The sequence below is a fragment of the Escherichia sp. 93.1518 genome, assembly GCF_013368915.2.
Lineage (GTDB): Bacteria > Pseudomonadota > Gammaproteobacteria > Enterobacterales > Enterobacteriaceae > Escherichia > Escherichia ruysiae.
Map to the genome: position 1 here is coordinate 153,885 of NZ_JABWMT020000002.1, position 23,548 is coordinate 177,432.

General features: G+C 53.3%; 26 protein-coding genes and 1 tRNA gene. 19 read left to right on the forward strand and 8 right to left on the reverse strand.

All coding sequences use genetic code 11. The features are described 5' to 3' along the window. Positions 1–104: 104 nt before the first annotated feature. A complete protein-coding gene (locus tag HEN21_RS02300) occupies positions 105–269 on the reverse strand; it encodes a hypothetical protein (RefSeq protein ID WP_176251985.1) in 165 nt (54 codons plus the stop codon). A gap of 108 nt (positions 270–377) precedes the next feature. Here HEN21_RS02300 and napF point away from each other — a divergent pair, with 108 nt between their 5' ends. The 15 genes from napF to ccmH are packed head-to-tail and all read left to right on the forward strand — an operon-like array spanning position 378 to position 12,517. Then, a complete protein-coding gene (napF, locus tag HEN21_RS02305; RefSeq protein ID WP_021551081.1) occupies positions 378–872 on the forward strand; it encodes a ferredoxin-type protein NapF in 495 nt (164 codons plus the stop codon). Continuing rightward, positions 862–1,125: a chaperone NapD gene (gene napD, locus HEN21_RS02310; protein ID WP_000557378.1), complete on the forward strand. Its 264-nt coding sequence runs from the start codon at positions 862–864 to the stop codon at positions 1,123–1,125. Before napF ends, napD begins: the two co-directional genes overlap by 11 nt. Next, positions 1,122–3,608, forward strand: a complete 2,487-nt coding sequence (gene napA / locus HEN21_RS02315) for a periplasmic nitrate reductase subunit alpha (protein WP_000778067.1) — start codon at positions 1,122–1,124, stop codon at positions 3,606–3,608. The genes napD and napA overlap by 4 nt, the downstream gene beginning before the upstream one ends. 6 nt (positions 3,609–3,614) lie before the next feature. Continuing rightward, positions 3,615–4,310 carry a ferredoxin-type protein NapG gene (gene napG / locus HEN21_RS02320; protein WP_000091291.1) on the forward strand — a complete coding sequence of 232 codons (696 nt, stop codon included), beginning with the start codon at positions 3,615–3,617 and terminating at the stop codon, positions 4,308–4,310. Beyond that, positions 4,297–5,160: a quinol dehydrogenase ferredoxin subunit NapH gene (napH, locus tag HEN21_RS02325; RefSeq protein ID WP_176251984.1), complete on the forward strand. Its 864-nt coding sequence runs from the start codon at positions 4,297–4,299 to the stop codon at positions 5,158–5,160. The genes napG and napH overlap by 14 nt, the downstream gene beginning before the upstream one ends. Then, positions 5,157–5,606: a nitrate reductase cytochrome c-type subunit gene (gene napB, locus HEN21_RS02330; protein ID WP_000835174.1), complete on the forward strand. Its 450-nt coding sequence runs from the start codon at positions 5,157–5,159 to the stop codon at positions 5,604–5,606. Before napH ends, napB begins: the two co-directional genes overlap by 4 nt. 9 nt (positions 5,607–5,615) lie before the next feature. Beyond that, positions 5,616–6,218: a cytochrome c-type protein NapC gene (gene napC, locus HEN21_RS02335; protein ID WP_000528377.1), complete on the forward strand. Its 603-nt coding sequence runs from the start codon at positions 5,616–5,618 to the stop codon at positions 6,216–6,218. Between the two features lie 12 nt (positions 6,219–6,230). Further along, a complete protein-coding gene (ccmA, locus tag HEN21_RS02340; protein ID WP_105284972.1) occupies positions 6,231–6,854 on the forward strand; it encodes a cytochrome c biogenesis heme-transporting ATPase CcmA in 624 nt (207 codons plus the stop codon). Further along, positions 6,851–7,513 carry a heme exporter protein CcmB gene (gene ccmB, locus HEN21_RS02345; RefSeq protein ID WP_176251983.1) on the forward strand — a complete coding sequence of 221 codons (663 nt, stop codon included), beginning with the start codon at positions 6,851–6,853 and terminating at the stop codon, positions 7,511–7,513. Before ccmA ends, ccmB begins: the two co-directional genes overlap by 4 nt. A gap of 41 nt (positions 7,514–7,554) precedes the next feature. Further along, positions 7,555–8,292 (forward strand): heme exporter protein CcmC, encoded by a 738-nt coding sequence (gene ccmC, locus HEN21_RS02350; RefSeq protein ID WP_001295447.1) that lies wholly within the window; start codon positions 7,555–7,557, stop codon positions 8,290–8,292. Next, positions 8,289–8,498: a heme exporter protein CcmD gene (ccmD, locus tag HEN21_RS02355; protein ID WP_000186540.1), complete on the forward strand. Its 210-nt coding sequence runs from the start codon at positions 8,289–8,291 to the stop codon at positions 8,496–8,498. Before ccmC ends, ccmD begins: the two co-directional genes overlap by 4 nt. After that, a complete protein-coding gene (gene ccmE / locus HEN21_RS02360) occupies positions 8,495–8,974 on the forward strand; it encodes a cytochrome c maturation protein CcmE (RefSeq protein WP_001026418.1) in 480 nt (159 codons plus the stop codon). The genes ccmD and ccmE overlap by 4 nt, the downstream gene beginning before the upstream one ends. Then, entirely contained in the window at positions 8,971–10,914 is a 1,944-nt protein-coding gene (ccmF, locus tag HEN21_RS02365) for a cytochrome c-type biogenesis heme lyase CcmF (RefSeq protein WP_000982446.1), read from the forward strand. Before ccmE ends, ccmF begins: the two co-directional genes overlap by 4 nt. Then, positions 10,911–11,468, forward strand: coding sequence for a thiol:disulfide interchange protein DsbE (gene dsbE, locus HEN21_RS02370; protein WP_000824453.1), 558 nt, complete (start codon positions 10,911–10,913; stop codon positions 11,466–11,468). Before ccmF ends, dsbE begins: the two co-directional genes overlap by 4 nt. After that, positions 11,465–12,517, forward strand: a complete 1,053-nt coding sequence (gene ccmH / locus HEN21_RS02375; RefSeq protein WP_105284974.1) for a cytochrome c-type biogenesis thiol:disulfide oxidoreductase CcmH — start codon at positions 11,465–11,467, stop codon at positions 12,515–12,517. The genes dsbE and ccmH overlap by 4 nt, the downstream gene beginning before the upstream one ends. A gap of 212 nt (positions 12,518–12,729) precedes the next feature. On the opposite strand, the gene narP is transcribed toward ccmH, so the two are convergent. From narP to HEN21_RS02395, 4 genes are all read right to left on the reverse strand, one after another. Continuing rightward, on the reverse strand, positions 12,730–13,377 hold the full coding sequence (gene narP, locus HEN21_RS02380; RefSeq protein WP_010350424.1) for a nitrate/nitrite response regulator protein NarP: 648 nt from the start codon (positions 13,375–13,377) through the stop codon (positions 12,730–12,732). A 182-nt stretch (positions 13,378–13,559) separates the two neighbouring features. Continuing rightward, positions 13,560–13,636: transfer RNA gene (locus HEN21_RS02385), tRNA-Pro, on the reverse strand. Positions 13,637–13,710: 74 nt separating this feature from the next. After that, positions 13,711–15,471, reverse strand: a complete 1,761-nt coding sequence (yejM, locus tag HEN21_RS02390; protein WP_176251982.1) for an LPS biosynthesis-modulating metalloenzyme YejM — start codon at positions 15,469–15,471, stop codon at positions 13,711–13,713. A 19-nt stretch (positions 15,472–15,490) separates the two neighbouring features. Continuing rightward, positions 15,491–15,718, reverse strand: coding sequence for a YejL family protein (locus HEN21_RS02395; RefSeq protein ID WP_001135667.1), 228 nt, complete (start codon positions 15,716–15,718; stop codon positions 15,491–15,493). 181 nt (positions 15,719–15,899) lie between these two features. Here HEN21_RS02395 and yejK point away from each other — a divergent pair, with 181 nt between their 5' ends. Then, a complete protein-coding gene (gene yejK, locus HEN21_RS02400) occupies positions 15,900–16,907 on the forward strand; it encodes a nucleoid-associated protein YejK (protein WP_000050780.1) in 1,008 nt (335 codons plus the stop codon). 138 nt (positions 16,908–17,045) lie between these two features. On the opposite strand, the gene rplY is transcribed toward yejK, so the two are convergent. Beyond that, positions 17,046–17,330, reverse strand: coding sequence for a 50S ribosomal protein L25 (gene rplY, locus HEN21_RS02405; protein WP_000494183.1), 285 nt, complete (start codon positions 17,328–17,330; stop codon positions 17,046–17,048). A 124-nt stretch (positions 17,331–17,454) separates the two neighbouring features. Further along, positions 17,455–19,215 (reverse strand): DEAD/DEAH box helicase, encoded by a 1,761-nt coding sequence (locus HEN21_RS02410; RefSeq protein WP_176251981.1) that lies wholly within the window; start codon positions 19,213–19,215, stop codon positions 17,455–17,457. Between the two features lie 149 nt (positions 19,216–19,364). On the opposite strand from HEN21_RS02410, the gene rsuA reads away from it, so the two are divergent. The 3 genes from rsuA to HEN21_RS02425 all read left to right on the forward strand — a co-directional run bounded on the left by rsuA (position 19,365) and on the right by HEN21_RS02425 (position 21,955). Next, entirely contained in the window at positions 19,365–20,060 is a 696-nt protein-coding gene (rsuA, locus tag HEN21_RS02415; protein WP_021551075.1) for a 16S rRNA pseudouridine(516) synthase RsuA, read from the forward strand. A gap of 27 nt (positions 20,061–20,087) precedes the next feature. After that, positions 20,088–21,278 carry a multidrug efflux MFS transporter Bcr gene (gene bcr / locus HEN21_RS02420; protein ID WP_176251980.1) on the forward strand — a complete coding sequence of 397 codons (1,191 nt, stop codon included), beginning with the start codon at positions 20,088–20,090 and terminating at the stop codon, positions 21,276–21,278. A 332-nt stretch (positions 21,279–21,610) separates the two neighbouring features. Next, positions 21,611–21,955: a YejG family protein gene (locus HEN21_RS02425; RefSeq protein WP_000202796.1), complete on the forward strand. Its 345-nt coding sequence runs from the start codon at positions 21,611–21,613 to the stop codon at positions 21,953–21,955. Positions 21,956–21,958: 3 nt separating this feature from the next. Here HEN21_RS02425 and yejF read toward each other — a convergent pair whose 3' ends face one another. Continuing rightward, positions 21,959–23,548, reverse strand: coding sequence for a microcin C ABC transporter ATP-binding protein YejF (gene yejF / locus HEN21_RS02430; protein WP_176251979.1), 1,590 nt, complete (start codon positions 23,546–23,548; stop codon positions 21,959–21,961).

Below are 23,548 nucleotides of genomic sequence, written 5' to 3' on the forward strand. Positions count from 1 at the left end.
TTCACCGAGGATGTCGCTGAAGGTTAACATATTCATCAGATTTATTAATTTGCTTTATGAATAACTGAAAGAACATTCAGACAATTTTACCTGCTCTTTTAGTGTTAAATGCTAATGAGAGAAGAAACCAGCTGAAATATCTCTGGTGAATTAATCGCTATATAAATGTGTTTATAACCATTTGAAATGTGAGCAAAAGCTCGTTTTTGCCACTCTTCCCACCACTCTTTTGATCCTGCTACAGGTTTTACCCCGATCGGGGTATGCATCTTTGACACATCCTTTAATATCTTAGCGGCTATAAAAATGGCTTATTAATTATGCGGTTTATTTGGTCGCTCTCAGCTTTCAGAGCGCGTTAATGATGGAAGGTCAATGTGAAGATTGATGCATCCCGTCGGGGCATACTGACTGGTCGCTGGCGTAAAGCCAGTAACGGTATCCGTCCGCCCTGGTCCGGTGATGAATCTCATTTTCTTAACCATTGCACCCGCTGCGACGCCTGTATTAATGCTTGTGAAAACAACATTCTTGAACGCGGCGCGGGTGGTTATCCGAGCGTTAATTTCAAAAATAACGAGTGCAGCTTCTGTTACGCCTGCGCGCAGGCTTGCCCCGAATCGCTATTTTCTCCGCGCCACACCAGGGCCTGGGATTTGCTGTTCACCATCGGGGAGGCGTGCCTGGCGTATCAAACAGTTGAATGCCGCCGCTGTCAGGATAGCTGCGAGCCAATGGCAATTATCTTTCGCCCGACGCTCTCCGGGATCTACCAGCCGCAACTTAATAGCCAACTTTGCAACGGATGTGGAGCATGTGCAGCCAGCTGTCCGGTATCAGCCATAACTGCGGAGTATCTCCATGCACACTAACTGGCAAGTTTGCAGCCTGGTCGTGCAGGCCAAAAGCGAACGAATTTCAGACATCAGCACCCAACTGAACGCCTTTCCCGGCTGTGAAGTCGCTGTCAGCGACGCGCCGAGCGGTCAGTTGATTGTGGTGGTGGAAGCAGAAGACAGCGAAACGCTGATCCAAACCATTGAGTCAGTACGCAACGTAGAGGGCGTGCTGGCGGTGTCGCTGGTTTATCACCAGCAGGAAGAGCAAGGTGAGGAAACACCATGAAACTCAGTCGTCGTAGCTTTATGAAAGCTAACGCCGTTGCGGCCGCTGCGGCGGCTGCCGGTCTCAGCGTGCCGGGCGTTGCCCGCGCCGTTGTTGGTCAGCAAGAAGCCATTAAATGGGATAAAGCGCCGTGCCGTTTCTGCGGTACTGGTTGCGGCGTTCTGGTCGGAACGCAGCAGGGGCGTGTGGTGGCCTGTCAGGGCGACCCAGACGCACCGGTTAACCGTGGCCTGAACTGCATTAAGGGCTATTTCCTGCCCAAAATCATGTACGGTAAAGACCGTTTGACGCAGCCGCTGCTGCGTATGAAAAACGGTAAATATGACAAAGAAGGCGAATTTACCCCAATCACCTGGGATCAGGCTTTCGATGTGATGGAAGAGAAATTCAAAACCGCCCTGAAAGAAAAAGGGCCGGAATCGATCGGTATGTTCGGTTCTGGTCAGTGGACTATCTGGGAAGGTTATGCCGCCTCCAAGCTGTTTAAAGCGGGCTTCCGTTCTAACAACATCGACCCGAACGCGCGTCACTGTATGGCGTCGGCAGTAGTTGGCTTTATGCGTACCTTTGGTATGGATGAGCCGATGGGCTGCTATGACGATATCGAACAGGCTGACGCTTTTGTGCTGTGGGGCGCGAACATGGCGGAGATGCACCCGATCCTCTGGTCGCGCATCACCAACCGTCGTCTCTCTAACCAGAACGTCACCGTGGCGGTGCTTTCTACCTACCAGCATCGTAGCTTCGAGCTGGCGGATAACGGCATCATCTTTACGCCACAGTCCGACCTGGTGATCCTGAATTATATCGCCAACTATATCATTCAAAACAATGCGATAAATCAGGACTTCTTTAGCAAACACGTTAACCTGCGTAAAGGGGCGACGGACATCGGCTACGGTTTACGTCCGACCCATCCGCTGGAAAAAGCAGCGAAGAATCCAGGTTCTGACGCCTCCGAACCGATGAGCTTTGAAGATTACAAAGCCTTCGTTGCTGAGTATACGCTGGAAAAAACCGCTGAAATGACCGGCGTACCGAAAGACCAGTTAGAACAACTGGCGCAGCTGTATGCCGATCCGAACAAGAAAGTCATCTCCTACTGGACGATGGGCTTCAACCAGCATACTCGTGGCGTGTGGGCCAACAACCTGGTCTACAACCTGCACCTGCTGACCGGCAAAATTTCTCAGCCGGGTTGCGGTCCGTTCTCCCTGACCGGGCAGCCTTCCGCGTGTGGTACTGCGCGTGAAGTGGGCACCTTTGCTCACCGTCTGCCTGCGGACATGGTGGTGACTAACGAGAAACACCGTGATATCTGCGAGAAGAAGTGGAATATCCCGAGCGGCACCATTCCGGCGAAAATCGGTCTGCATGCGGTAGCACAAGACCGTGCGCTGAAAGACGGCAAGCTGAATGTTTACTGGACTATGTGTACCAACAACATGCAGGCCGGGCCGAACATTAATGAAGAGCGTATGCCGGGCTGGCGCGATCCGCGCAACTTTATCATCGTCTCCGATCCATATCCGACAGTCAGTGCACTGGCAGCCGACTTGATCCTGCCAACGGCGATGTGGGTAGAGAAAGAGGGCGCTTACGGTAACGCCGAACGCCGTACTCAGTTCTGGCGTCAACAGGTACAGGCACCGGGCGAAGCAAAATCGGATCTCTGGCAGTTAGTTCAGTTCTCCCGCCGCTTCAAAACCGAAGAAGTATGGCCGGAAGAGCTGCTGGCGAAGAAACCGGAACTGCGCGGCAAAACGCTGTACGAAGTTCTGTATGCCACCCCCGAAGTGAGCAAATTCCCGGTATCCGAACTGGCGGAAGATCAGCTGAACGATGAATCCCGCGAGCTGGGCTTCTATCTGCAAAAAGGGCTGTTCGAAGAGTACGCATGGTTTGGTCGCGGTCACGGTCACGATCTGGCACCGTTCGATGACTACCACAAAGCGCGCGGTCTGCGCTGGCCGGTGGTGAACGGTAAAGAAACGCAGTGGCGTTACAGCGAAGGTAACGACCCGTACGTGAAAGCGGGCGAAGGCTATAAGTTCTACGGTAAACCGGATGGCAAAGCGGTGATCTTCGCACTGCCGTTCGAACCGGCGGCGGAAGCACCGGATGAAGAGTACGATCTGTGGCTCTCTACCGGACGCGTCCTGGAGCACTGGCACACCGGCAGTATGACTCGCCGTGTGCCGGAACTGCACCGTGCCTTCCCGGAAGCGGTCCTGTTTATTCACCCGTTGGATGCGAAAGCGCGCGATCTGCGCCGTGGCGACAAAGTGAAAGTGGTTTCTCGCCGTGGCGAAGTGATCTCGATTGTTGAAACGCGCGGTCGTAACCGTCCGCCGCAGGGCCTGGTGTACATGCCGTTCTTCGACGCCGCACAGCTGGTTAACAAACTGACGCTGGATGCGACCGATCCGCTCTCGAAAGAGACGGACTTCAAGAAGTGCGCGGTCAAACTGGAGAAGGTGTAAGCCATTATGTCCCGGTCAGCGAAACCTCAAAATGGTCGCCGCCGCTTTCTGCGCGATGTCGTTCGCACAGCAGGCGGGCTGGCTGCCGTGGGTGTGGCGCTGGGGTTACAACAGCAAACCGCACGCGCATCTGGCGTGCGGTTGCGCCCGCCCGGAGCCATAAACGAGAACGCCTTTGCCAGTGCCTGTGTGCGTTGCGGTCAGTGTGTTCAGGCTTGCCCTTATGACACCTTAAAACTGGCGACGCTGGCTTCTGGCCTGTCGGCGGGCACGCCATATTTTGTCGCACGGGATATTCCTTGCGAAATGTGTGAGGACATTCCGTGCGCCAAAGTGTGCCCGAGCGGTGCGCTGGATCGTGAGATCGAATCGATCGACGACGCGCGGATGGGGCTGGCGGTGCTGGTGGACCAGGAAAACTGTCTCAACTTTCAGGGGCTGCGCTGCGATGTTTGTTATCGCGAATGCCCGAAAATTGATGAGGCCATCACCCTGGAGCTGGAGCGCAACACGCGTACCGGTAAGCACGCCCGCTTTCTGCCGACGGTTCACAGCGACGCCTGTACCGGCTGCGGTAAGTGCGAAAAAGTGTGCGTGCTGGAACAACCGGCAATCAAGGTGTTACCGCTGTCACTGGCGAAAGGGGAGTTAGGTCACCATTACCGCTTCGGCTGGCTGGAGGGGAACAATGGCAAATCGTAAACGTGACGCCGGGCGCGAGGCGCTGGCGAAAAAAGGCTGGTGGCGCAGCCACCGTTGGCTGGTGTTACGTCGCCTTTGTCAGTTCTTCGTGCTGGGGATGTTTTTGAGTGGTCCGTGGTTTGGTGTGTGGATCTTGCACGGCAACTACAGCAGTAGCCTGTTATTCGACACCGTTCCGCTGACCGATCCACTGATGACGCTGCAAAGCCTTGCCAGCGGTCATCTGCCTGCCACGGTGGCGCTGACCGGTGCGGTGATTATCACCGTGCTCTACGCCCTGGCAGGAAAGCGATTATTTTGTAGCTGGGTCTGCCCGCTGAACCCAATTACCGACTTAGCGAACTGGTTACGCAGGCGCTTTGAGCTCAATCAGTCTGCGACGATCCCTCGCCACATTCGCTACGTGCTGTTGGTGATCATTCTGGTGGGATCGGCCTTAACTGGCACGCTCATCTGGGAATGGATCAACCCCGTTTCCTTGATGGGGCGCAGCCTGGTAATGGGATTCGGCAGCGGCGCGCTGCTTATTCTCGCACTGTTTTTATTTGATCTACTGGTCGTTGAACACGGCTGGTGCGGGCACATTTGTCCGGTTGGCGCGCTGTATGGCGTGCTGGGTAGCAAAGGCGCTATCACCGTTGCGGCAACCGATCGGCAGAAATGTAACCGCTGTATGGATTGTTTTCATGTTTGCCCGGAACCGCATGTGCTACGTGCCCCGGTGCTGGATGAACAAAGCCCGGTGCAGGTCACCAGCCGCGATTGCATGACGTGCGGTCGCTGCGTGGATGTCTGTTCTGAGGATGTATTTACAATAACTACACGATGGAGTTCGGGAGCGAAATCATGAAAAGCCATGACCTGAAGAAGGCGCTGTGTCAATGGACGGCGATGCTGGCCCTGGTGGTGAGCGGCGCGGTTTGGGCGGCTAATGGCGTCGATTTTAGCCAGTCGCCGGAAGTATCCGGGACGCAGGAAGGGGCCATTCGGATGCCAAAAGAGCAGGATCGGATGCCGCTGAACTATGTGAATCAGCCGCCAATGATCCCGCATAGCGTTGAAGGTTATCAGGTAACGACCAATACCAACCGCTGCTTGCAGTGCCACGGTGTCGAAAGTTATCGCACCACTGGCGCGCCGCGTATCAGTCCTACTCACTTTATGGACAGCGACGGCAAAGTGGGCGCGGAAGTGGCTCCGCGTCGTTACTTCTGTCTGCAATGTCACGTGCCGCAGGCCGATACCGCGCCAATCGTGGGGAATACCTTTACCCCGTCAAAAGGTTACGGGAAATAAGAGGTTATTATGGGAAATTCTGACCGTAAACCTGGTCTGATTAAGCGCCTGTGGAAATGGTGGCGTACCCCCAGCCGTCTGGCGCTGGGGACGCTGCTGTTGATCGGTTTTGTCGGCGGCATCGTCTTCTGGGGCGGCTTTAACACCGGGATGGAAAAAGCCAATACCGAAGAGTTCTGCATTAGCTGCCACGAAATGCGTAACACGGTGTATCAGGAATACATGGATTCCGTGCATTACAACAACCGTAGCGGCGTGCGTGCGACCTGCCCGGATTGTCACGTTCCGCACGAGTTTGTGCCAAAGATGATACGCAAGCTCAAAGCAAGTAAAGAGCTGTATGGTAAAATTTTTGGCGTTATTGACACGCCGCAGAAATTTGAAGCTCATCGCCTGACGATGGCACAGAATGAGTGGCGGCGCATGAAGGACAATAACTCGCAGGAGTGCCGTAACTGTCACAACTTCGAGTATATGGATACAACCGCCCAGAAATCTGTTGCCGCTAAGATGCACGACCAGGCGGTGAAAGATGGGCAAACCTGTATTGATTGCCATAAAGGGATAGCGCACAAGCTGCCCGATATGCGCGAAGTCGAGACAGGTTTTTAACAGGGTTATTGCGTGGGTATGCTTGAAGCCAGAGAATTACTTTGCGAGCGGGATGAACGAATCTTATTTAGTGGTTTGTCGTTTACGCTGAATGCAGGAGAGTGGGTACAAATTACCGGCAGCAACGGTGCGGGGAAGACAACGCTTCTCCGTTTGCTGACGGGATTGTCTCGCCCTGATGCGGGTGACGTTCTCTGGCAAGGGCAGCCCTTGCATCAGGTACGCGACAGCTACCATCAAAATCTGTTATGGATAGGCCATCAGCCGGGGATCAAAACCCGGCTGACGGCGTTAGAAAATCTGCACTTTTATCATCGCGATGGCGATACCGCACAATGTCTGAAAGCCCTGGCGCAGGCCGGGCTTGCCGGATTCGAAGATATTCCCGTTAATCAACTCTCTGCCGGGCAACAACGCCGCGTGGCGCTGGCGCGTCTGTGGCTGACCCGTGCCACGTTGTGGATCCTCGACGAACCTTTTACCGCGATTGACGTTAACGGCGTCGATCGTCTGACCCAGCGAATGGCGCAGCATACGGAGCAGGGGGGGATTGTGATTCTGACCACCCACCAGCCGCTCAACGTTGCTGAAAGTAAAATCCGCCGCATTTCGCTGATGCAAACGAGGGGCGCATGATGTTCTGGCGCATTTTCCGTCTTGAGCTGCGCGTGGCGTTTCGCCATAGCGCCGAAATCGCTAATCCGCTGTGGTTCTTCCAGATTGTTATTACCCTTTTTCCGCTCAGTATTGGTCCGGAGCCGCAGCTGCTGGCGCGTATTGCACCGGGCATTATCTGGGTTGCGGCGCTGCTTTCTTCACTGCTGGCGCTGGAGCGCCTGTTCCGTGACGATTTGCAGGACGGCAGTCTTGAACAATTGATGTTGTTGCCGTTACCCTTGCCCGCCGTTGTGCTGGCGAAGGTGATGGCGCACTGGATGGTAACCGGTCTGCCGTTACTCATCCTCTCGCCTCTGGTGGCATTGCTACTGGGAATGGACGTTTATGGCTGGCAAGTGATGGCGCTGACGCTGCTGCTGGGAACTCCTACGCTTGGCTTTCTCGGCGCACCGGGCGTGGCGCTGACGGTGGGGCTTAAGCGCGGCGGCGTGCTATTGAGCATTCTGGTGTTACCGCTGACTATCCCATTACTCATCTTTGCCACCGCCGCGATGGACGCGGCTTCGATGCATTTGCCCGTTGACGGGTATCTGGCAATTTTAGGTGCGTTGCTGGCAGGCACCGCGACATTAAGCCCTTTTGCGACGGCGGCAGCGTTACGAATCAGCATTCAATAACGCTGAATTACTGATTTTTGTTCAAGTCTGGTATCGAAACTATGTGGAAAACACTGCATCAACTGGCGATCCCACCACGGCTGTACCAAATCTGTGGCTGGTTTATACCGTGGCTGGCAATCGCCAGTGTGGTTGTGCTTACCGTCGGCTGGATCTGGGGATTCGGCTTTGCCCCCGCTGATTATCAGCAGGGAAATAGCTACCGCATTATCTATCTGCATGTACCTGCGGCGATCTGGTCGATGGGCATTTATGCCTCAATGGCGGTGGCGGCGTTTATCGGCCTTGTCTGGCAGATGAAAATGGCCAACCTGGCGGTGGCGGCGATGGCGCCCATTGGTGCCGTGTTTACCTTTATTGCCCTGGTCACCGGTTCCGCGTGGGGGAAACCGATGTGGGGCACCTGGTGGGTATGGGACGCACGCCTGACTTCTGAACTGGTGCTGTTGTTTCTGTATGTGGGTGTGATTGCCCTGTGGCACGCCTTCGACGACCGCCGTCTGGCAGGCCGTGCGGCAGGTATTCTGGTGCTGATTGGCGTGGTGAATCTGCCGATTATTCATTACTCCGTGGAGTGGTGGAACACCCTGCATCAGGGATCAACGCGGATGCAGCAAAGTATCGATCCGGCGATGCGTTCGCCGCTACGCTGGTCGATTTTTGGCTTCCTGCTGCTGTCCGCCACGCTGACGCTGATGCGGATGCGTAATTTGATTTTGCTGATGGAAAAACGCCGTCCGTGGGTGAGTGAACTGATACTGAAAAGAGGCCGTAAATGACCCCTGCATTTGCTTCCTGGAATGAATTTTTCGCAATGGGCGGTTACGCCTTTTTTGTCTGGCTGGCGGTGGTGATGACAGTTATTCCGCTGGTGGTTTTGGTCGTGCACTCGGTGATGCAGCATCGCGCAATTCTGCGTGGCGTGGCGCAACAGCGGGCGCGTGAGGCGCGTTTACGTGCTGCGCAACAGCAGGAGGCTGCATGAATATTCGCCGTAAAAATCGGTTGTGGATTGCCTGTGCCGTGCTGGCGGGGCTGGCGCTGACGATTGGCCTGGTGCTGTATGCGCTGCGCTCGAATATCGACCTTTTCTATACGCCGGGGGAGATTCTCTACGGCAAGCGTGAAACCCAACAGATGCCGGAAGTCGGGCAGCGTCTGCGCGTTGGCGGGATGGTGATGCCGGGTAGCGTGCAGCGCGATCCCAATTCGCTGAAAGTGACCTTCACCATTTACGACGCTGAAGGTTCGGTCGATGTCTCTTACGAAGGCATTTTGCCGGATCTGTTCCGTGAAGGGCAGGGCGTTGTGGTGCAGGGCGAACTGGAAAAAGGCAATCATATCCTCGCGAAAGAAGTGCTGGCGAAACACGATGAAAACTATACGCCGCCAGAAGTCGAAAAAGCGATGGAAGCTAACCACCGTCGCCCGGCGAGTGTTTATAAGGACCCAGCATCATGATGCCGGAAATTGGTAACGGACTGCTGTGCCTGGCGCTAGGGATTGCGCTGCTGCTGTCCGTGTATCCGCTATGGGGCGTGGCGCGCGGGGACGCGCGCATGATGGCGTCTTCCCGCTTGTTTGCCTGGCTGCTGTTTATGTCTGTAGCTGGCGCATTTCTGGTGCTGGTCAATGCTTTCGTGGTCAACGACTTTACCGTCACCTATGTTGCCAGCAACTCCAATACCCAGCTTCCGGTGTGGTATCGCGTGGCGGCTACCTGGGGCGCGCATGAAGGCTCGCTACTGCTGTGGGTGCTGCTGATGAGCGGCTGGACGTTTGCGGTGGCGATTTTTAGCCAGCGTATTCCACTGGATATTGTGGCGCGCGTACTGGCGATAATGGGGATGGTTAGCGTCGGCTTTTTGCTGTTCATTCTCTTTACCTCTAACCCGTTTTCACGCACGTTGCCGAACTTCCCGATTGAAGGGCGCGATCTTAACCCACTGTTGCAGGATCCGGGGCTGATCTTCCATCCGCCTTTGCTCTATATGGGCTACGTCGGTTTCTCGGTGGCGTTTGCTTTTGCCATTGCTTCTTTGCTGAGTGGGCGTCTGGACAGCACCTACGCACGTTTTACCCGCCCGTGGACGCTGGCGGCGTGGATCTTCCTGACGCTCGGCATTGTGCTCGGTTCCGCATGGGCCTATTACGAACTCGGCTGGGGCGGCTGGTGGTTCTGGGATCCGGTAGAAAACGCCTCGTTTATGCCGTGGCTGGTTGGCACTGCGTTGATGCACTCGCTGGCGGTCACTGAACAACGCGCCAGCTTCAAAGCGTGGACATTACTTCTGGCAATCAGTGCCTTCTCGCTGTGTCTGCTGGGGACTTTCCTCGTGCGTTCCGGTGTGCTGGTATCGGTACATGCGTTTGCGTCTGATCCTGCGCGCGGTATGTTTATCCTCGCCTTTATGGTGCTGGTGATTGGTGGTTCACTGCTGCTGTTTGCCGCGCGTGGACACAAAGTTCGCTCACGCGTAAACAATGCGCTGTGGTCGCGGGAATCTCTGTTGTTAGCGAACAACGTTTTGCTGGTCGCCGCGATGCTGGTGGTGTTGCTGGGGACGCTGCTGCCGCTGGTGCATAAACAACTCGGGCTGGGCAGCATTTCGATTGGCGAACCGTTTTTCAACACCATGTTTACCTGGCTGATGGTGCCGTTTGCGCTACTGCTAGGTGTCGGCCCTCTGGTGCGCTGGGGGCGCGATCGCCCACGTAAAATCCGCAACTTATTGATTATCGCCTTCATCTCTACGCTGGTGCTGTCGCTGCTGTTGCCGTGGCTGTTCGAAAGCAAAGTTGTGGCGATGACGGTACTCGGTCTGGCAATGGCCTGCTGGATTGCGGTGCTGGCGATTGCGGAAGCGGCGCTGCGTATTTCACGCGGCACGAAAACCACCTTCAGTTATTGGGGGATGGTGGCGGCTCATCTGGGACTGGCGGTGACAATTGTTGGCATTGCCTTCAGCCAGAACTACAGCGTTGAGCGTGATGTACGCATGAAGTCCGGCGATAGCGTCGATATCCATGAATATCGCTTCACCTTCCGTGATGTAAAAGAGGTTACTGGCCCAAACTGGCGCGGCGGTGTGGCGACTATCGGCGTGACGCGTGACGGCAAACCGGAAACGGTGCTGTATGCGGAAAAACGTTATTACAACACTGCTGGTTCGATGATGACTGAAGCGGCAATTGACGGCGGTATTACCCGTGACCTGTACGCGGCGCTCGGCGAAGAGCTGGAAAACGGCGCGTGGGCAGTTCGTCTTTACTACAAACCGTTTGTTCGCTGGATCTGGGCGGGCGGGCTGATGATGGCGTTGGGCGGGCTGTTATGCCTGTTTGATCCTCGCTATCGCAAGCGCGTGAACCCGCAAAAAACTGCGCCGGAGGCTGTATGAAGCGCAAAGTATTGTTAATTCCTTTGATTATCTTCCTGGCGATTGCCGCAGCGTTGCTGTGGCAGCTGGCGCGTAATGCCGAAGGGGATGATCCGACCAATCTGGAATCGGCGCTCATTGGCAAGCCGGTGCCGACGTTTCGCCTCGAATCACTGGATAATCCCGGTCAGTTTTATCAGGCGGACGTGCTGACCCAGGGTAAACCGGTGCTGCTCAACGTCTGGGCGACCTGGTGCCCGACCTGCCGTGCGGAACATCAATATCTGAATCAGCTTTCTGCGCAGGGCATCCGCGTGGTGGGTATGAACTATAAAGACGACAGGCAGAAAGCGATTAGCTGGCTGAAAGAACTGGGCAATCCTTACGCGCTAAGCCTGTTTGATGGCGACGGCATGTTAGGGCTGGATCTCGGCGTGTATGGCGCGCCAGAAACGTTCCTCATCGATGGCAACGGCATCATTCGCTATCGCCATGCGGGCGATCTCAATCCTCGCGTCTGGGAAGAAGAGATCAAGCCGCTGTGGGAGAAATACAGTAAGGAGGCCGCACAATGAGGTTTTTATTGGGCGTGCTGATGCTGATGATCTCCGGCTCGGCGCTGGCAACCATCGACGTGTTGCAGTTTAAGGATGAAGCACAGGAACAGCAGTTCCGCCAGCTCACGGAAGAACTGCGCTGTCCGAAATGTCAGAACAACAGCATTGCCGATTCCAACTCGATGATTGCCACCGACCTGCGCCAGAAAGTGTATGAACTGATGCAGGAAGGTAAAAGCAAGAAAGAGATTGTTGATTATATGGTGGCGCGTTACGGCAACTTCGTCACTTACGATCCGCCGTTAACGCCGCTGACCGTGCTACTGTGGGTGCTGCCAGTTGTCGCTATTGGTATTGGCGGCTGGGTGATTTACTCCCGCTCGCGGCGTCGGGTGCATGTGGTGCAGGAGGAGTTGCCTGAACAAAGCGTGCCAGAAGGTAAGCGTGCCGGATATGTTGTTTATCTGCCGGGTATTATGGTGGCGTTAATTGTGGCAGGTATCAGCTACTACCAGACTGGCAATTATCAGCAGGTAAAAGTCTGGCAGCAGGCCACAGCGCAGGCTCCGGCATTGCTGGACAGGGCGCTGGATCCGAAAGCCGATCCGCTCAACGAAGAAGAGATGTCACGTCTTGCGCTGGGGATGCGTACTCAACTGCAAAAAAATCCAGGAGATATTGAAGGCTGGATTATGTTGGGGCGCGTTGGGATGGCGCTGGGTAACGCCAGTATCGCGACTGATGCATATGCCACAGCGTATCGCCTCGATCCGAAAAACAGCGATGCTGCGCTGGGTTACGCGGAGGCGTTAACGCGTTCTTCTGACCCCAACGATAACCGCCTGGGCGGCGAGTTGTTGCGTCAACTGGTGAGAAGCGACCATAGCAATATTCGCGTGCTGAGCATGTATGCGTTTAATGCCTTTGAGCAGCAGCGATTTGGCGAAGCCGTTGCTGCGTGGGAGATGATGTTGAAACTCTTGCCTGCCAACGATACTCGCCGTGCGGTGATTGAGCGCAGTATCGCGCAGGCGATGCAACATTTGTCGCCGCAGGAGAGTAAATAAGAAGATGCCCGATGGTGACGCCATCGGGGGCAGACCGATGACAACGTGCGCTATGTTTATGCCGGATGCGGCGTAAACACCTTATCCGGCCACAAAATCGTGCAAATTCAATATATTGCTCGATTCGCGTAGACTTGATAAGCGTAGCGCACCAGGCAGTTTTGCGTTTGTCATCAATCTCAGCCCGATGATAAATCCATCGGGCTATTTTTTTATTGTGTCCCGCGTTGTTGCAGGAACAGAATGGTGGCCGCCACGCGTGAGCGGACATTGAGTTTACGCAGCAGATTGCGAATGTGCACTTTTACCGTCTGCTCAGAAATATTCAACACCGAGGCAATTTGCTTATTCGACAGCCCTTGCGCCAGTTCGTGCAGAACATCCAGCTCACGCTCCGTTAGCACGCTGAAGGGATCTTCTTCCGCACCGAACATTTCACGCTCGCGTAAGTACTGATTGACGCGTTCGCTAAAGACTTTGCTGCCTTTTGCTCCGGCGCGAATTGCTTCCAGTAATACTTCCGGGTCGCTGTCTTTTAGCAGATAGCCGTCTGCGCCTGCGTCTATCAGTGCAAAGATATCGCTGGAGGCATCTGATACGGTCAGGATAATAATTTGCGCGGTAACGCCATCCCTGCGCAAGGCATTGAGGGTATCCAGGCCACTCATACCTTTCATATTGAGATCCAGCAAGATAACGTCGATATCCAGTCGATTAGCCAGATCGATAGCACTAGCGCCGTCGCCTGCTTCGGCGACCACTTCAAAACCAGGATCAAGCTCCAGTAACTGACGAACACCGCGTCGCATAAGTGGATGATCATCCACAATCATCACCTGAAAAGGCGTTGCTTCAGGCATAGTAGTCTCCTGAGGTTTTATTAGAATCATTATGTTTGAGCGTAGCGTTGGTAACGCTACCAGGCGCGTGAATGTTACCCCATTTTATGTATGGGCATGTAGTAAAACTGCAAGTGAGGGTAGCAAGACAATGCTATGGATATAAAAAAACCAACCGTAAAGGTTGGTTTTCTTGGGATTTTTGGTCGGCACGAGAGGATTTGAACCTCCGACCCCCGACACCCCATGACGGTGCGCTACCAGGCTGCGCTACGTGCCGACTCGTGGCTGCTTATACTACCGTTTTCCACAACGATTGCAAGTAAGATATTTTGCTAACTGATTTATAATTAATCAGTTAGCGATGAAACGCTTCTCGTCTGTCAGCACTTGCAATAACAAACTTAACTGTGGTTTTTCGTCTTTCACTCTTTCGCCACGTAAGTTGTAAGTGCGGTATTTACCGTTATTGTTCAGTACCAGCGTCATTTTCGGGGTGGTAATTGCCAGCGTATCGTTATCCGCCGCAGTCACCCAGTAATGACGGCGCTCAGGGTTGAACAAATCCTGACCTTGCGAATATTCGCTCGCCGGTGTGCTGACGTGTAGCAGACGTTGCATCAGCGTGGTCATCAGATCGGTATGGTCGGTCAGGGTATTAATTCGCTGTGCCGGTGTGCCTGGCCAGTGAATCACTAACGGCACCTGAAGATGACCGTGGGACCAGTCAAAGGTTTCTTCCTCTTCGCTCAGCGGAATACCCCGACCGGCAGTAATAATCACCACCGTATTGTCCAGCTTGCCGGACGCTTTCAGCGCATCAAGCACGCGGTTAATCTGGTCATCGACATTACCTGCCGCGCGGCTATATTTCCGTGTAAATGCTTGCTGGTTGCTGTCGTCAATGTTGGTGCCATTGAAAGATACCCATGAGAACCAGCGATTATCTTCTTGCGCGTAGCGGCTCAGCCAGTTGATCCACTGTGTGGCTGTCTGCTCATCGGATTGCGTGCGAACGCTCGGCATTGAGAAGTCTGACAACAATGCCTGACGATACAACGGGCTGGTAAAGCCATCGGATGAGAATAACCCCAGTTGATAGCCTTGCTGGTTAAGCGCGGTAATTAATGCCGCAGGCGTACGGGTCGACAGAATGCCGTCCATATAACTTGGCGATATGCCATAGAACAGGCCAAAGATGCCGTTGTCTGTCGTGTTGCCGGAACTCATATGGCGCGTGAACGAAATATTTTGCTCAGCAAAACCGGCCAGCGCAGGCATCTGCTTCTCACAGCGTGAGTAGTTCAGGCCATCGACAGTAATCAGCAAGACGTTTTGCCCGGTGCCCATATCGCGGTAGCGCAGTTCGCTTAACGGATACTGTACGGAAACAGCATCTGGATTGCCTTGCTCAATAAGACGACGTTGATACTCTTGCGCATCAAGCAGACCATGCTTCTCAAGAAAACGTCGCGCCGTCATTGGATACGAAAGCGGCAGGTTGGCGCGCTGCATGGTGATTGGGCGATAGAAGTTAGCATCGGCCCAGATATACACCACATGCGAGGCGATAAAGGCGATGAATAAGAATGCGGCCAGCGGACGGGCGAAGCGCCGACGACGTGTCAGGCTGCGCAGCTTTTGCCAGCTCCACGTCGCAAACACCAGTTCAAGCAATAATATTACCGGCACACTGATGAACATCAGTTGCCAGTCGCGCGCCATCTCATTTTCGTCCGGGTTGATAACCAGCTGCCAGACGATGGGATTAAGATGGAGATGGAAACGGGTAAAGACTTCGCTATCGATCAGTAATAGTGTCATTCCCGCCGTTGCCAGAATGACGGACAAAAACCTCATCAGCCTCTGGGAGCCGACAATAAAGGTCAGCGGGAAGAGGATCAGCAAATAGGTGGCGAACACCAGGAAGCTGAAATGACCGATAATGCTTACGTAGGAATAAATACGACCCGCAAGCGTTGTCGGCCAGTCGGCGATAAACAGGTAACGGCTGCCAATGACGAGCGAAAGCAGAATATTGAACAGTGCAAACCAGTGCCCCCAACTGACCATCTGGGAGACTTTTTCACGGTAGCGCTGACGATGAGTTACCATAACCTGTTATCTGTTTCCCTTAGTGCGCTTTGTCTTCGTTGATAGAGGACTGTAAGGCGCGGGCAAAAGAGTTGGCAATCGCCTGGCGCTGAGCCGGGGCAATGCTGGTGTTGATAAGGTTGGTGACCATATTGCCTAACACCATCAGGGAAAGGTCGGTCGGAGCCTTATGTTTTTCCAGTACGTTGAGCAGCTCTGCGAGCAATTGTTCAACCTGTTCATCACTGTAGCGGGAAATTTGTGGCATAAATCGAAATCAGTTAGTTGATGAAAGGGCAACATATTACCGTAGCAACGGTTTTTTTTCTGCTTTTTTATACTTTAAATCATTCGCGTTACGCCACCTTCTGTAAAATGACCGCCATCTTTTATTGCGTCGCTTAACCGGCGGTGGTTGAATACCGCCCGGTCTTAAAGGAGAGTTTATCATGAGTCTGGATATCAACCAGATTGCTCTGCACCAGCTTATCAAGCGTGATGAGCAGAACCTTGAGCTGGTGCTGCGCGATTCATTGCTGGAACCGACGGAAACCGTCGTTGAGATGGTGGCAGAGCTGCATCGTGTCTATAGCGCCAAGAACAAAGCCTACGGTTTGTTTAGCGAGGAAAGTGAGCTGGCGCAGACGCTGCGCTTACAGCGTCAGGGCGAAGAAGACTTTCTGGCATTTAGTCGGGCAGCAACTGGTCGCCTGCGTGACGAACTGGCGAAATATCCTTTTGCTGACGGCGGCTTCGTGCTGTTTTGTCACTATCGCTATCTGGCGGTTGAGTATTTGCTGATTTGCGTACTGAACAATTTAAGCAGTATGCGCGTTAACGAAAACCTCGACATCAACCCGACCCATTATCTCGATATTAATCATGCGGATATTGTTGCGCGTATCGATTTGACCGAATGGGAAACCAATCCAGAATCGACCCGTTATCTTACTTTCCTGAAAGGGCGGGTAGGGCGCAAAGTGGCTGATTTCTTTATGGACTTCCTCGGTGCCAGCGAAGGGTTGAATGCGAAAGCGCAAAACCGTGGTCTGTTACAGGCGGTCGATGACTTTACCGCCGAAGCGCAACTGGATAAAGCAGAACGGCAGAACGTTCGCCAGCAGGTTTATAGCTACTGTAATGAGCAATTGCAGGCGGGCGAAGAGATCGAGCTGGAGTCGCTGTCGAAAGAACTGGCTGGTGTCAGTGAGGTGAGCTTCACGGAATTTGCGGCTGAAAAAGGCTATGAACTGGAAGAGAGCTTCCCGGCAGATCGTAGCACGCTGCGTCAGTTGACTAAGTTTGCCGGTAGCGGTGGTGGCTTAACCATCAACTTTGATGCAATGCTGTTAGGCGAACGGATTTTCTGGGATCCGGCGACCGATACCCTGACCATTAAGGGCACGCCGCCGAACTTGCGCGATCAGCTTCAGCGCCGGACGTCTGGCGGTAATTAATCGGGTTTGTGTTATGAATGCCAGATGCGGCGTGAACGCCTTATCTGGCCTACAAAAAATAGCAATACCGTAATCAGGCATAACTTGCAGATACAAAAAACCCCGCCGGAGCGGGGTTTTTTACAACTTATTCAGCGATTAAGCGCGAACGAAGTCGATGTGCTGCAGCTTCGGTTTGTACGGGTGACGCTGTACGTCCTGAGCTTTAACTTTGATTTCTTTACCGTCAACAACGATGGTCAGAACTTCGCTGTAGAATTCAGCTTTAGCTTGCATGTTCATGACTTTGTCGTGATCCAGCTCGATAGCCAGCGGCGCTTCTTTGCCACCGTAGATGATTGCCGGGAACTTGTTAGCGGCGCGCAGGCGGCGGCTCGCACCCTTACCCTGCTCTTTACGTACTTCTGCGTTGATAGTAAACATTTCTTTCTCTCTTAAATTAATCCTGCTACAGGCGACCCAGCAACAGGTAAGTGATCTGCTTTGCGTATGCAAAAGCGGGCGAGATTCTATACTCAATCGCCTTATACATCAATCAAAACTACTATTAACCGCGTAATTCATGCGCCCGACGAAAACGACCTTCGTAATCGAACACTTTTTCACGCACTTGCCAGTACTGGCCTTTCATTCGCGCAACAACAAAATCCGGATGGCGCAGTAACGCTTGCTGGGCGAGGATATCGGCGGCGGTGATCCAGCGCAGCGGGATGCCCGGTGTGCGCGTATGCGGGCGGATAAAAAGCTGCTCGAAGGCGGTACGCTGGGCGGGCGTTTGCAGACGGAAACGCTCACTCACATCCGCGCCGTCTTCATCGTAATAGGTGATTTTCAACCATTCGCCTTTCTCATCGTGCCCATGCTGCAAAGACATGCCGCTACAGCGTAATACCAGCGCGTCTTTCAGTCGTAGCGCCGCTTTTAACATGTCGTCTGGATCAACCAGTATGGTGTCACATTCGCGGCAGCGGCGGGCGGCAATATCGTTTTCCGCGTTACATTGCGGGCAATTTTTAAAACGGAAACGGAAGTCACACTGTTCGCGATGACCGTCGTCATCTTCAAACCATCCCTGACAGCGACGACCAAAGTGTTCAATCAATGTACCGTCGGCGGTCGTTTTGCCCCAGAAGGTGTTGGCAAAACCGCAGGCAGGGCAGAAAACCTGTACCGGAACGTTGTCACTTTTGCCTTTTGGGGTGCCAACTTCTGGCGCGTAGAGATCGTGAGGATTACCCGCATAATCAAGAATTAAGCAATCAGTCTTGCCGGGAGCCAGACGCAGACCGCGCCCGACAATTTGTTGGTAAAGACTCACTGATTCAGTAGGACGCAGAATGGCGATAAGATCGACGTGCGGGGCGTCAAATCCGGTGGTCAGTACCGCAACGTTGACCAGATAGCGAAAACGCTGGGTTTTAAAATCTTCAATTAATACATCACGTTCAGCGCCGGGTGTGTCACCGGTAATGAGTGCTGCATCTTCGGCGGGCAGCAATCCCACAATCTCTTTTGCGTGTTCAACCGTCGCGGCGAAAATCATCACCCCTTTGCGCGTTGCGGCGAACTCCATGATCTGGCTGATGATGTGCGGCGTAATACGTTGTTGTTTTTTCAGCTCGCGGTTGAGATCTGCTTCGCTGAACAGCCCATTGCTCTGTGCCTGCAAGCGGCTGAAATCGTATTGCACTACCGGCATATCCAGCCGTTCTGGTGGCGTCAGATAACCGTGTTTAATCATATAACGCAGCGGCAACTCATAAATGCAGTCACGGAAAAGGGCTTTCTCATCGCCGCGTACCATGCCGTGATAATGGAATTGGTAGATCCAGCCTTTGCCCAGTCGAAAAGGCGTGGCAGTCAGCCCCAGCAGGCGTAAGTGGGGATTCACTTTGGTCAGGTGAGTAAGAATTTGCTGATACTGACTCTCTTCGTCGTCGCCAATACGGTGACATTCATCGACAATCAACAGCGAAAATTCACCCTGAAAGGCATCGAGATTGCGTGCGACCGACTGTACGCTGCCAAACACCACTTTGCCGTGGCTCTCTTTACGCTTCAGCCCGGCGGCAAAAATATCGGCTTCCAGTCCCAGCGCCTGATATTTTGCATGGTTTTGCGCCACCAGTTCTTTGACGTGCGCCAGCACCAGCACGCGACCACGCGCCAGCCGTGCCAGTTCCGCTATCACCAGGCTTTTACCTGCACCAGTAGGCAGCACGATAACGGCAGGAGTTTTATGACGACGAAAATGGTTGAGCGTGGCATCCACGGCTTCTTGCTGATATGGACGGAGTGTAAAAATCATGGTCTCGCGTAGGTAGATTATTCTGCTAATAGTATGCCACGGATCTTTTTCTCTTGAGGGAAGTTATTAGACCGCTATACTGGGCGAACAACAGTTCAGATTTTCGGGTCATTACCCGACCTCCGTTTTTTACAGGCAAAATCACACACATGCGACTTGATAAATTTATCGCACAGCAACTCGGCGTTAGCCGTGCTATTGCCGGGCGTGAAATCCGTGCCACTCGTGTCACCGTCGATGGCGAAATCGTCCGCAATGCAGCGTTTAAACTGCTCCCTGAACACAGTGTGGCTTACGATGGAAACCCGCTGGCACAGCAACACGGACCACGTTACTTCATGCTCAATAAGCCTCAGGGCTATGTTTGTTCTACTGACGATCCGGATCACCCAACGGTGCTCTATTTTCTGGATGAACCTGTGGCGTGGAAACTACACGCAGCAGGGCGGCTGGATATCGACACCACCGGTCTGGTGCTGATGACCGATGACGGTCAGTGGTCGCACCGCATTACTTCTCCGCGTCATCATTGTGAGAAAACCTACCTGGTGACGCTGGAGTCCCCGGTGGCAGCCGATACGGCAGAGCAGTTTGCTAAAGGCGTGCAGTTACATAACGAAAAAGATCTCACTAAGCCGGCGGTGCTGGAAGTGATTACTCCGACGCAGGTACGTCTGACCATCAGCGAAGGACGTTATCATCAGGTGAAACGCATGTTCGCCGCCGTGGGTAACCACGTGGTTGAGCTGCATCGTGAACGTATTGGCGGCATTACGCTGGATGCTGATTTAGCACCCGGTGAATATCGTCCATTAACTGCAGAAGAAATCGCCAGCGTTAGTTAACACTTTCATTATATTCAGGAGCCCGTTGTGACCACGCGACAGCATTCATCGTTTGCTATTGTCTTTATCCTTGGCCTGCTGGCCATGTTGATGCCGCTGTCGATTGATATGTATCTGCCCGCGCTGCCAGTGATTTCTGCGCAGTTTGGTGTGCCGGCGGGCAGTACGCAGATGACCCTGAGTACTTATATTCTGGGCTTTGCGTTGGGGCAGTTAATCTACGGACCGATGGCGGATAGCTTCGGGCGTAAGCCGGTGGTTCTCGGCGGTACGCTGGTATTTGCTGCGGCGGCGGTGGCGTGTGCACTGGCGCAAACTATCGATCAGCTGATTGTGATGCGTTTCTTCCACGGGCTGGCGGCGGCTGCGGCCAGCGTGGTCATCAACGCCCTGATGCGCGATATCTACCCGAAAGAAGAGTTCTCGCGGATGATGTCGTTTGTCATGCTGGTAACGACCATCGCACCGCTGATGGCACCGATTGTTGGCGGTTGGGTGCTGGTGTGGCTGAGCTGGCATTACATTTTCTGGATCCTCGCCGTGGCGGCGATTCTGGCTTCGGCGATGATCTTCTTCCTGATCAAAGAAACGTTACCGCCGGAGCGTCGTCAGCCGTTTCACATCCGTACCGCTATTGGTAACTTCGCTGCGCTGTTCCGTCATAAGCGTGTCCTGAGTTATATGCTGGCCAGCGGTTTTAGCTTTGCCGGGATGTTCTCGTTCTTAAGCGCCGGACCGTTTGTCTACATTGAAATTAACCACGTCGCGCCGGAAAACTTTGGTTATTACTTTGCGCTGAATATTGTTTTCTTGTTCGTGATGACCATCTTTAACAGTCGCTTTGTTCGCCGCATTGGCGCGCTGAATATGTTCCGATCGGGGCTGTGGATACAATTTATTATGGCGGCGTGGATGGTCATCAGTGCGCTGCTGGGACTAGGGTTCTGGTCGCTGGTGGTTGGGGTGGCGGCGTTTGTGGGGTGCGTGTCGATGGTGTCATCCAATGCGATGGCAGTGATTCTGGATGAGTTTCCGCATATGGCGGGAACGGCATCATCGCTGGCAGGAACCTTCCGCTTTGGTATTGGCGCCATTGTCGGTGCATTGCTCTCCCTTGCGACCTTTAACTCCGCATGGCCGATGATCTGGTCGATTGCGTTCTGTGCGACCTGCTCCATTCTCTTCTGTCTGTACGCCAGTCGGCCGAAAAAACGGTGATCTATTGCACAACGGGGAAGCTAAAAGGCTTCCTTTGTTGATGCATATCAACCGCAAATCTATCAATCTCCCGTCATTTGTTTATTTTATGTAAAATTAATTTGTGTAAAAAGTCACATCATTGTAGTTAAAAAGGTTGAGTTAGATCGCAGAAACGGGTACATATAGCCCCGCAAACGTGACCACGCCCGCAGATATTATTTAAATCAGAGCCATAGAGGCCACGCAGGCGAGGCATCAATCTTTACGATCTGTTTAAAGACGGGTTGTTGATGATGTGTTAAAATTGATGTAAACAAATTGTGAAGTAAATGTGCTTCCGGGGAAAATAAGTGACTTCATTACAACTCTCAATCGTCCATCGACTGCCGCAGAACTATCGCTGGTCTGCTGGTTTCGCAGGTTCGAAGGTTGAACCGATTCCGCAAAATGGACCGTGCGGTGACAACAGCCTGGTGGCGCTTAAATTGCTTAGCCCGGATGGTGATAATGCATGGTCGGTGATGTATAAACTAAGTCAGGCGTTAAGCGACATCGAAGTTCCATGCTCGGTACTGGAGTGTGAAGGTGAACCGTGCCTGTTTGTAAATCGCCATGATGAGTTTGCTGCGACATGCCGACTGAAAAATTTTGGTGTGGCAATTGCCGAGCCCTTCTCAAATTACAATCCTTTTTAAGCGTCAGCTTAACGCCAGTAGCTGACGCGTATACTCCTGCTGCGGTGCGGCAAATACGCGCGCGCACGGCCCTTGTTCCACCACTTCCCCTTGTCGCAGTACGATAACCTGATGACATAACGCGCGGACGACGTGTAAATCGTGGCTGATAAACAAATAGGCCAGTTGATGCTTTTGTTGCAATGATTTCAATAGCGTCAATATTTGCGCCTGTACCGTTTTGTCGAGCGACGATGTTGGTTCATCAAGAATGATCAGTGAAGGCTTAAGAATCAACGCCCTGGCAATCGCTATGCGTTGTCGTTGCCCCCCGGAAAACTCTGCCGGATAACGATGGCGCGTTTCAGGATCTAATCCCACTTCATGCATCACCGCTTTCACTTGTTCTTCGCGTTGTGCGGCAGAAAACGTCGGCTGGTGAACCCGTAATCCCTCCTCAATAATCTGCAATACGTTGAGTCGTGGATTGAGCGAGGAGTTTGGATCCTGAAATACCACCTGAATGCGATGGCGAATCGGCAATAGCTGGCGGCGATTTAAATTTTGCAATGGCTGACCGTCAAAGACGATGCTGCCCTGAGAGTTAATCAGCCGCAGTAGCGCCAGTCCTGTAGTGCTTTTACCGGAACCGGACTCGCCCACTAAACCCAGCGTTTCACCTGCCCGTAGCGTAAAACTGACACTTTTCACCACCACGTTATGATCGACAACGCGTTTTAAAATCCCCTTGCGAATGGGGAAGGCAACCTGAAGCTGTTCAACATCAAGCAACGTTGAGGCAGGCTCTGGCAACGGCACCGGGTCGCCTGACGGCTCGCTGTTGAGTAGCTTTTGCGTGTAAGAATGAGCAGGGGAGGCAAATAGCGCAGTGGCGTTATTTTGCTCCACGCAGCGACCGTTTTGCATCACTGCCACGCGATGAGCCAGTTTTCTGACAATGCTGAGGTTATGAGTAATAAACAGCATACCCATATTCAGTTCATGTTGCAGTTCGCGCAACAGTTGCAAAATCTGCGCCTGGACAGAGACGTCCAGTGCGGTAGTCGGTTCATCGGCAATTAATAATTCCGGGCGCGTTAATAGCGCCATCGCAATCATCACCCGCTGGCGTTCGCCGCCAGAGAGCTGATGCGGGTAATCTGTCAGTCGTTTTGCTGCCTGACGGATACCGACGCGATCAAGGCAATTTAATATCTCGCCACGTGCCGCTTCTCGTCGCATCCCGCGATGGAGTGAAAGCACTTCATAAAGCTGTTTTTCCAGGGTATGCAATGGATTTAACGACACCATTGGCTCCTGGAAGATCATGGCTATCTTATTACCGCGTACGCCACGCAACGTTTGCTCGCTGGCATGAAGCAGCGATTCGCCATGAAAACGAATATCTCCAGCAAGATATTCAACCGGTGGGGAAGGGAGCAGACGTAAAATAGACAGTGCGGTAACGCTCTTGCCGGAACCTGACTCGCCTACCAGTGCCAGCGTTTCGCCAGCCTCAATCTGTAGTGAAACATCATTCACTACGGTACGAACAGTTTGCTGATGGCGAAAACCCACCGACAAGTTTTCAATCGCTAACAGAGTTTGCGTCAT

Excerpts from the sequence above, each read along its gene's own strand:
- rplY (WP_000494183.1), bottom strand. The coding sequence starts at position 17,330 with ATGTTTACTATCAACGCAGAAGTACGTAAAGAGCAGGGTAAGGGTGCG.
- yejF (WP_176251979.1), bottom strand. The coding sequence starts at position 23,548 with ATGACGCAAACTCTGTTAGCGATTGAAAACTTGTCGGTGGGTTTTCGC.
- HEN21_RS02300 (WP_176251985.1), bottom strand. The coding sequence starts at position 269 with ATGCATACCCCGATCGGGGTAAAACCTGTAGCAGGATCAAAAGAGTGG.
- ccmC (WP_001295447.1), top strand. The coding sequence starts at position 7,555 with ATGTGGAAAACACTGCATCAACTGGCGATCCCACCACGGCTGTACCAA.
- napG (WP_000091291.1), top strand. The coding sequence starts at position 3,615 with ATGTCCCGGTCAGCGAAACCTCAAAATGGTCGCCGCCGCTTTCTGCGC.
- napD (WP_000557378.1), top strand. The coding sequence starts at position 862 with ATGCACACTAACTGGCAAGTTTGCAGCCTGGTCGTGCAGGCCAAAAGC.
- napH (WP_176251984.1), top strand. The coding sequence starts at position 4,297 with ATGGCAAATCGTAAACGTGACGCCGGGCGCGAGGCGCTGGCGAAAAAA.
- yejK (WP_000050780.1), top strand. The coding sequence starts at position 15,900 with ATGAGTCTGGATATCAACCAGATTGCTCTGCACCAGCTTATCAAGCGT.
- narP (WP_010350424.1), bottom strand. The coding sequence starts at position 13,377 with ATGCCTGAAGCAACGCCTTTTCAGGTGATGATTGTGGATGATCATCCA.
- dsbE (WP_000824453.1), top strand. The coding sequence starts at position 10,911 with ATGAAGCGCAAAGTATTGTTAATTCCTTTGATTATCTTCCTGGCGATT.
- HEN21_RS02410 (WP_176251981.1), bottom strand. The coding sequence starts at position 19,215 with ATGATTTTTACACTCCGTCCATATCAGCAAGAAGCCGTGGATGCCACG.
- yejM (WP_176251982.1), bottom strand. The coding sequence starts at position 15,471 with ATGGTAACTCATCGTCAGCGCTACCGTGAAAAAGTCTCCCAGATGGTC.
- ccmH (WP_105284974.1), top strand. The coding sequence starts at position 11,465 with ATGAGGTTTTTATTGGGCGTGCTGATGCTGATGATCTCCGGCTCGGCG.
- ccmB (WP_176251983.1), top strand. The coding sequence starts at position 6,851 with ATGATGTTCTGGCGCATTTTCCGTCTTGAGCTGCGCGTGGCGTTTCGC.
- napB (WP_000835174.1), top strand. The coding sequence starts at position 5,157 with ATGAAAAGCCATGACCTGAAGAAGGCGCTGTGTCAATGGACGGCGATG.
- ccmD (WP_000186540.1), top strand. The coding sequence starts at position 8,289 with ATGACCCCTGCATTTGCTTCCTGGAATGAATTTTTCGCAATGGGCGGT.
- napA (WP_000778067.1), top strand. The coding sequence starts at position 1,122 with ATGAAACTCAGTCGTCGTAGCTTTATGAAAGCTAACGCCGTTGCGGCC.
- rsuA (WP_021551075.1), top strand. The coding sequence starts at position 19,365 with ATGCGACTTGATAAATTTATCGCACAGCAACTCGGCGTTAGCCGTGCT.
- ccmF (WP_000982446.1), top strand. The coding sequence starts at position 8,971 with ATGATGCCGGAAATTGGTAACGGACTGCTGTGCCTGGCGCTAGGGATT.
- ccmE (WP_001026418.1), top strand. The coding sequence starts at position 8,495 with ATGAATATTCGCCGTAAAAATCGGTTGTGGATTGCCTGTGCCGTGCTG.
- HEN21_RS02395 (WP_001135667.1), bottom strand. The coding sequence starts at position 15,718 with ATGCCACAAATTTCCCGCTACAGTGATGAACAGGTTGAACAATTGCTC.
- napC (WP_000528377.1), top strand. The coding sequence starts at position 5,616 with ATGGGAAATTCTGACCGTAAACCTGGTCTGATTAAGCGCCTGTGGAAA.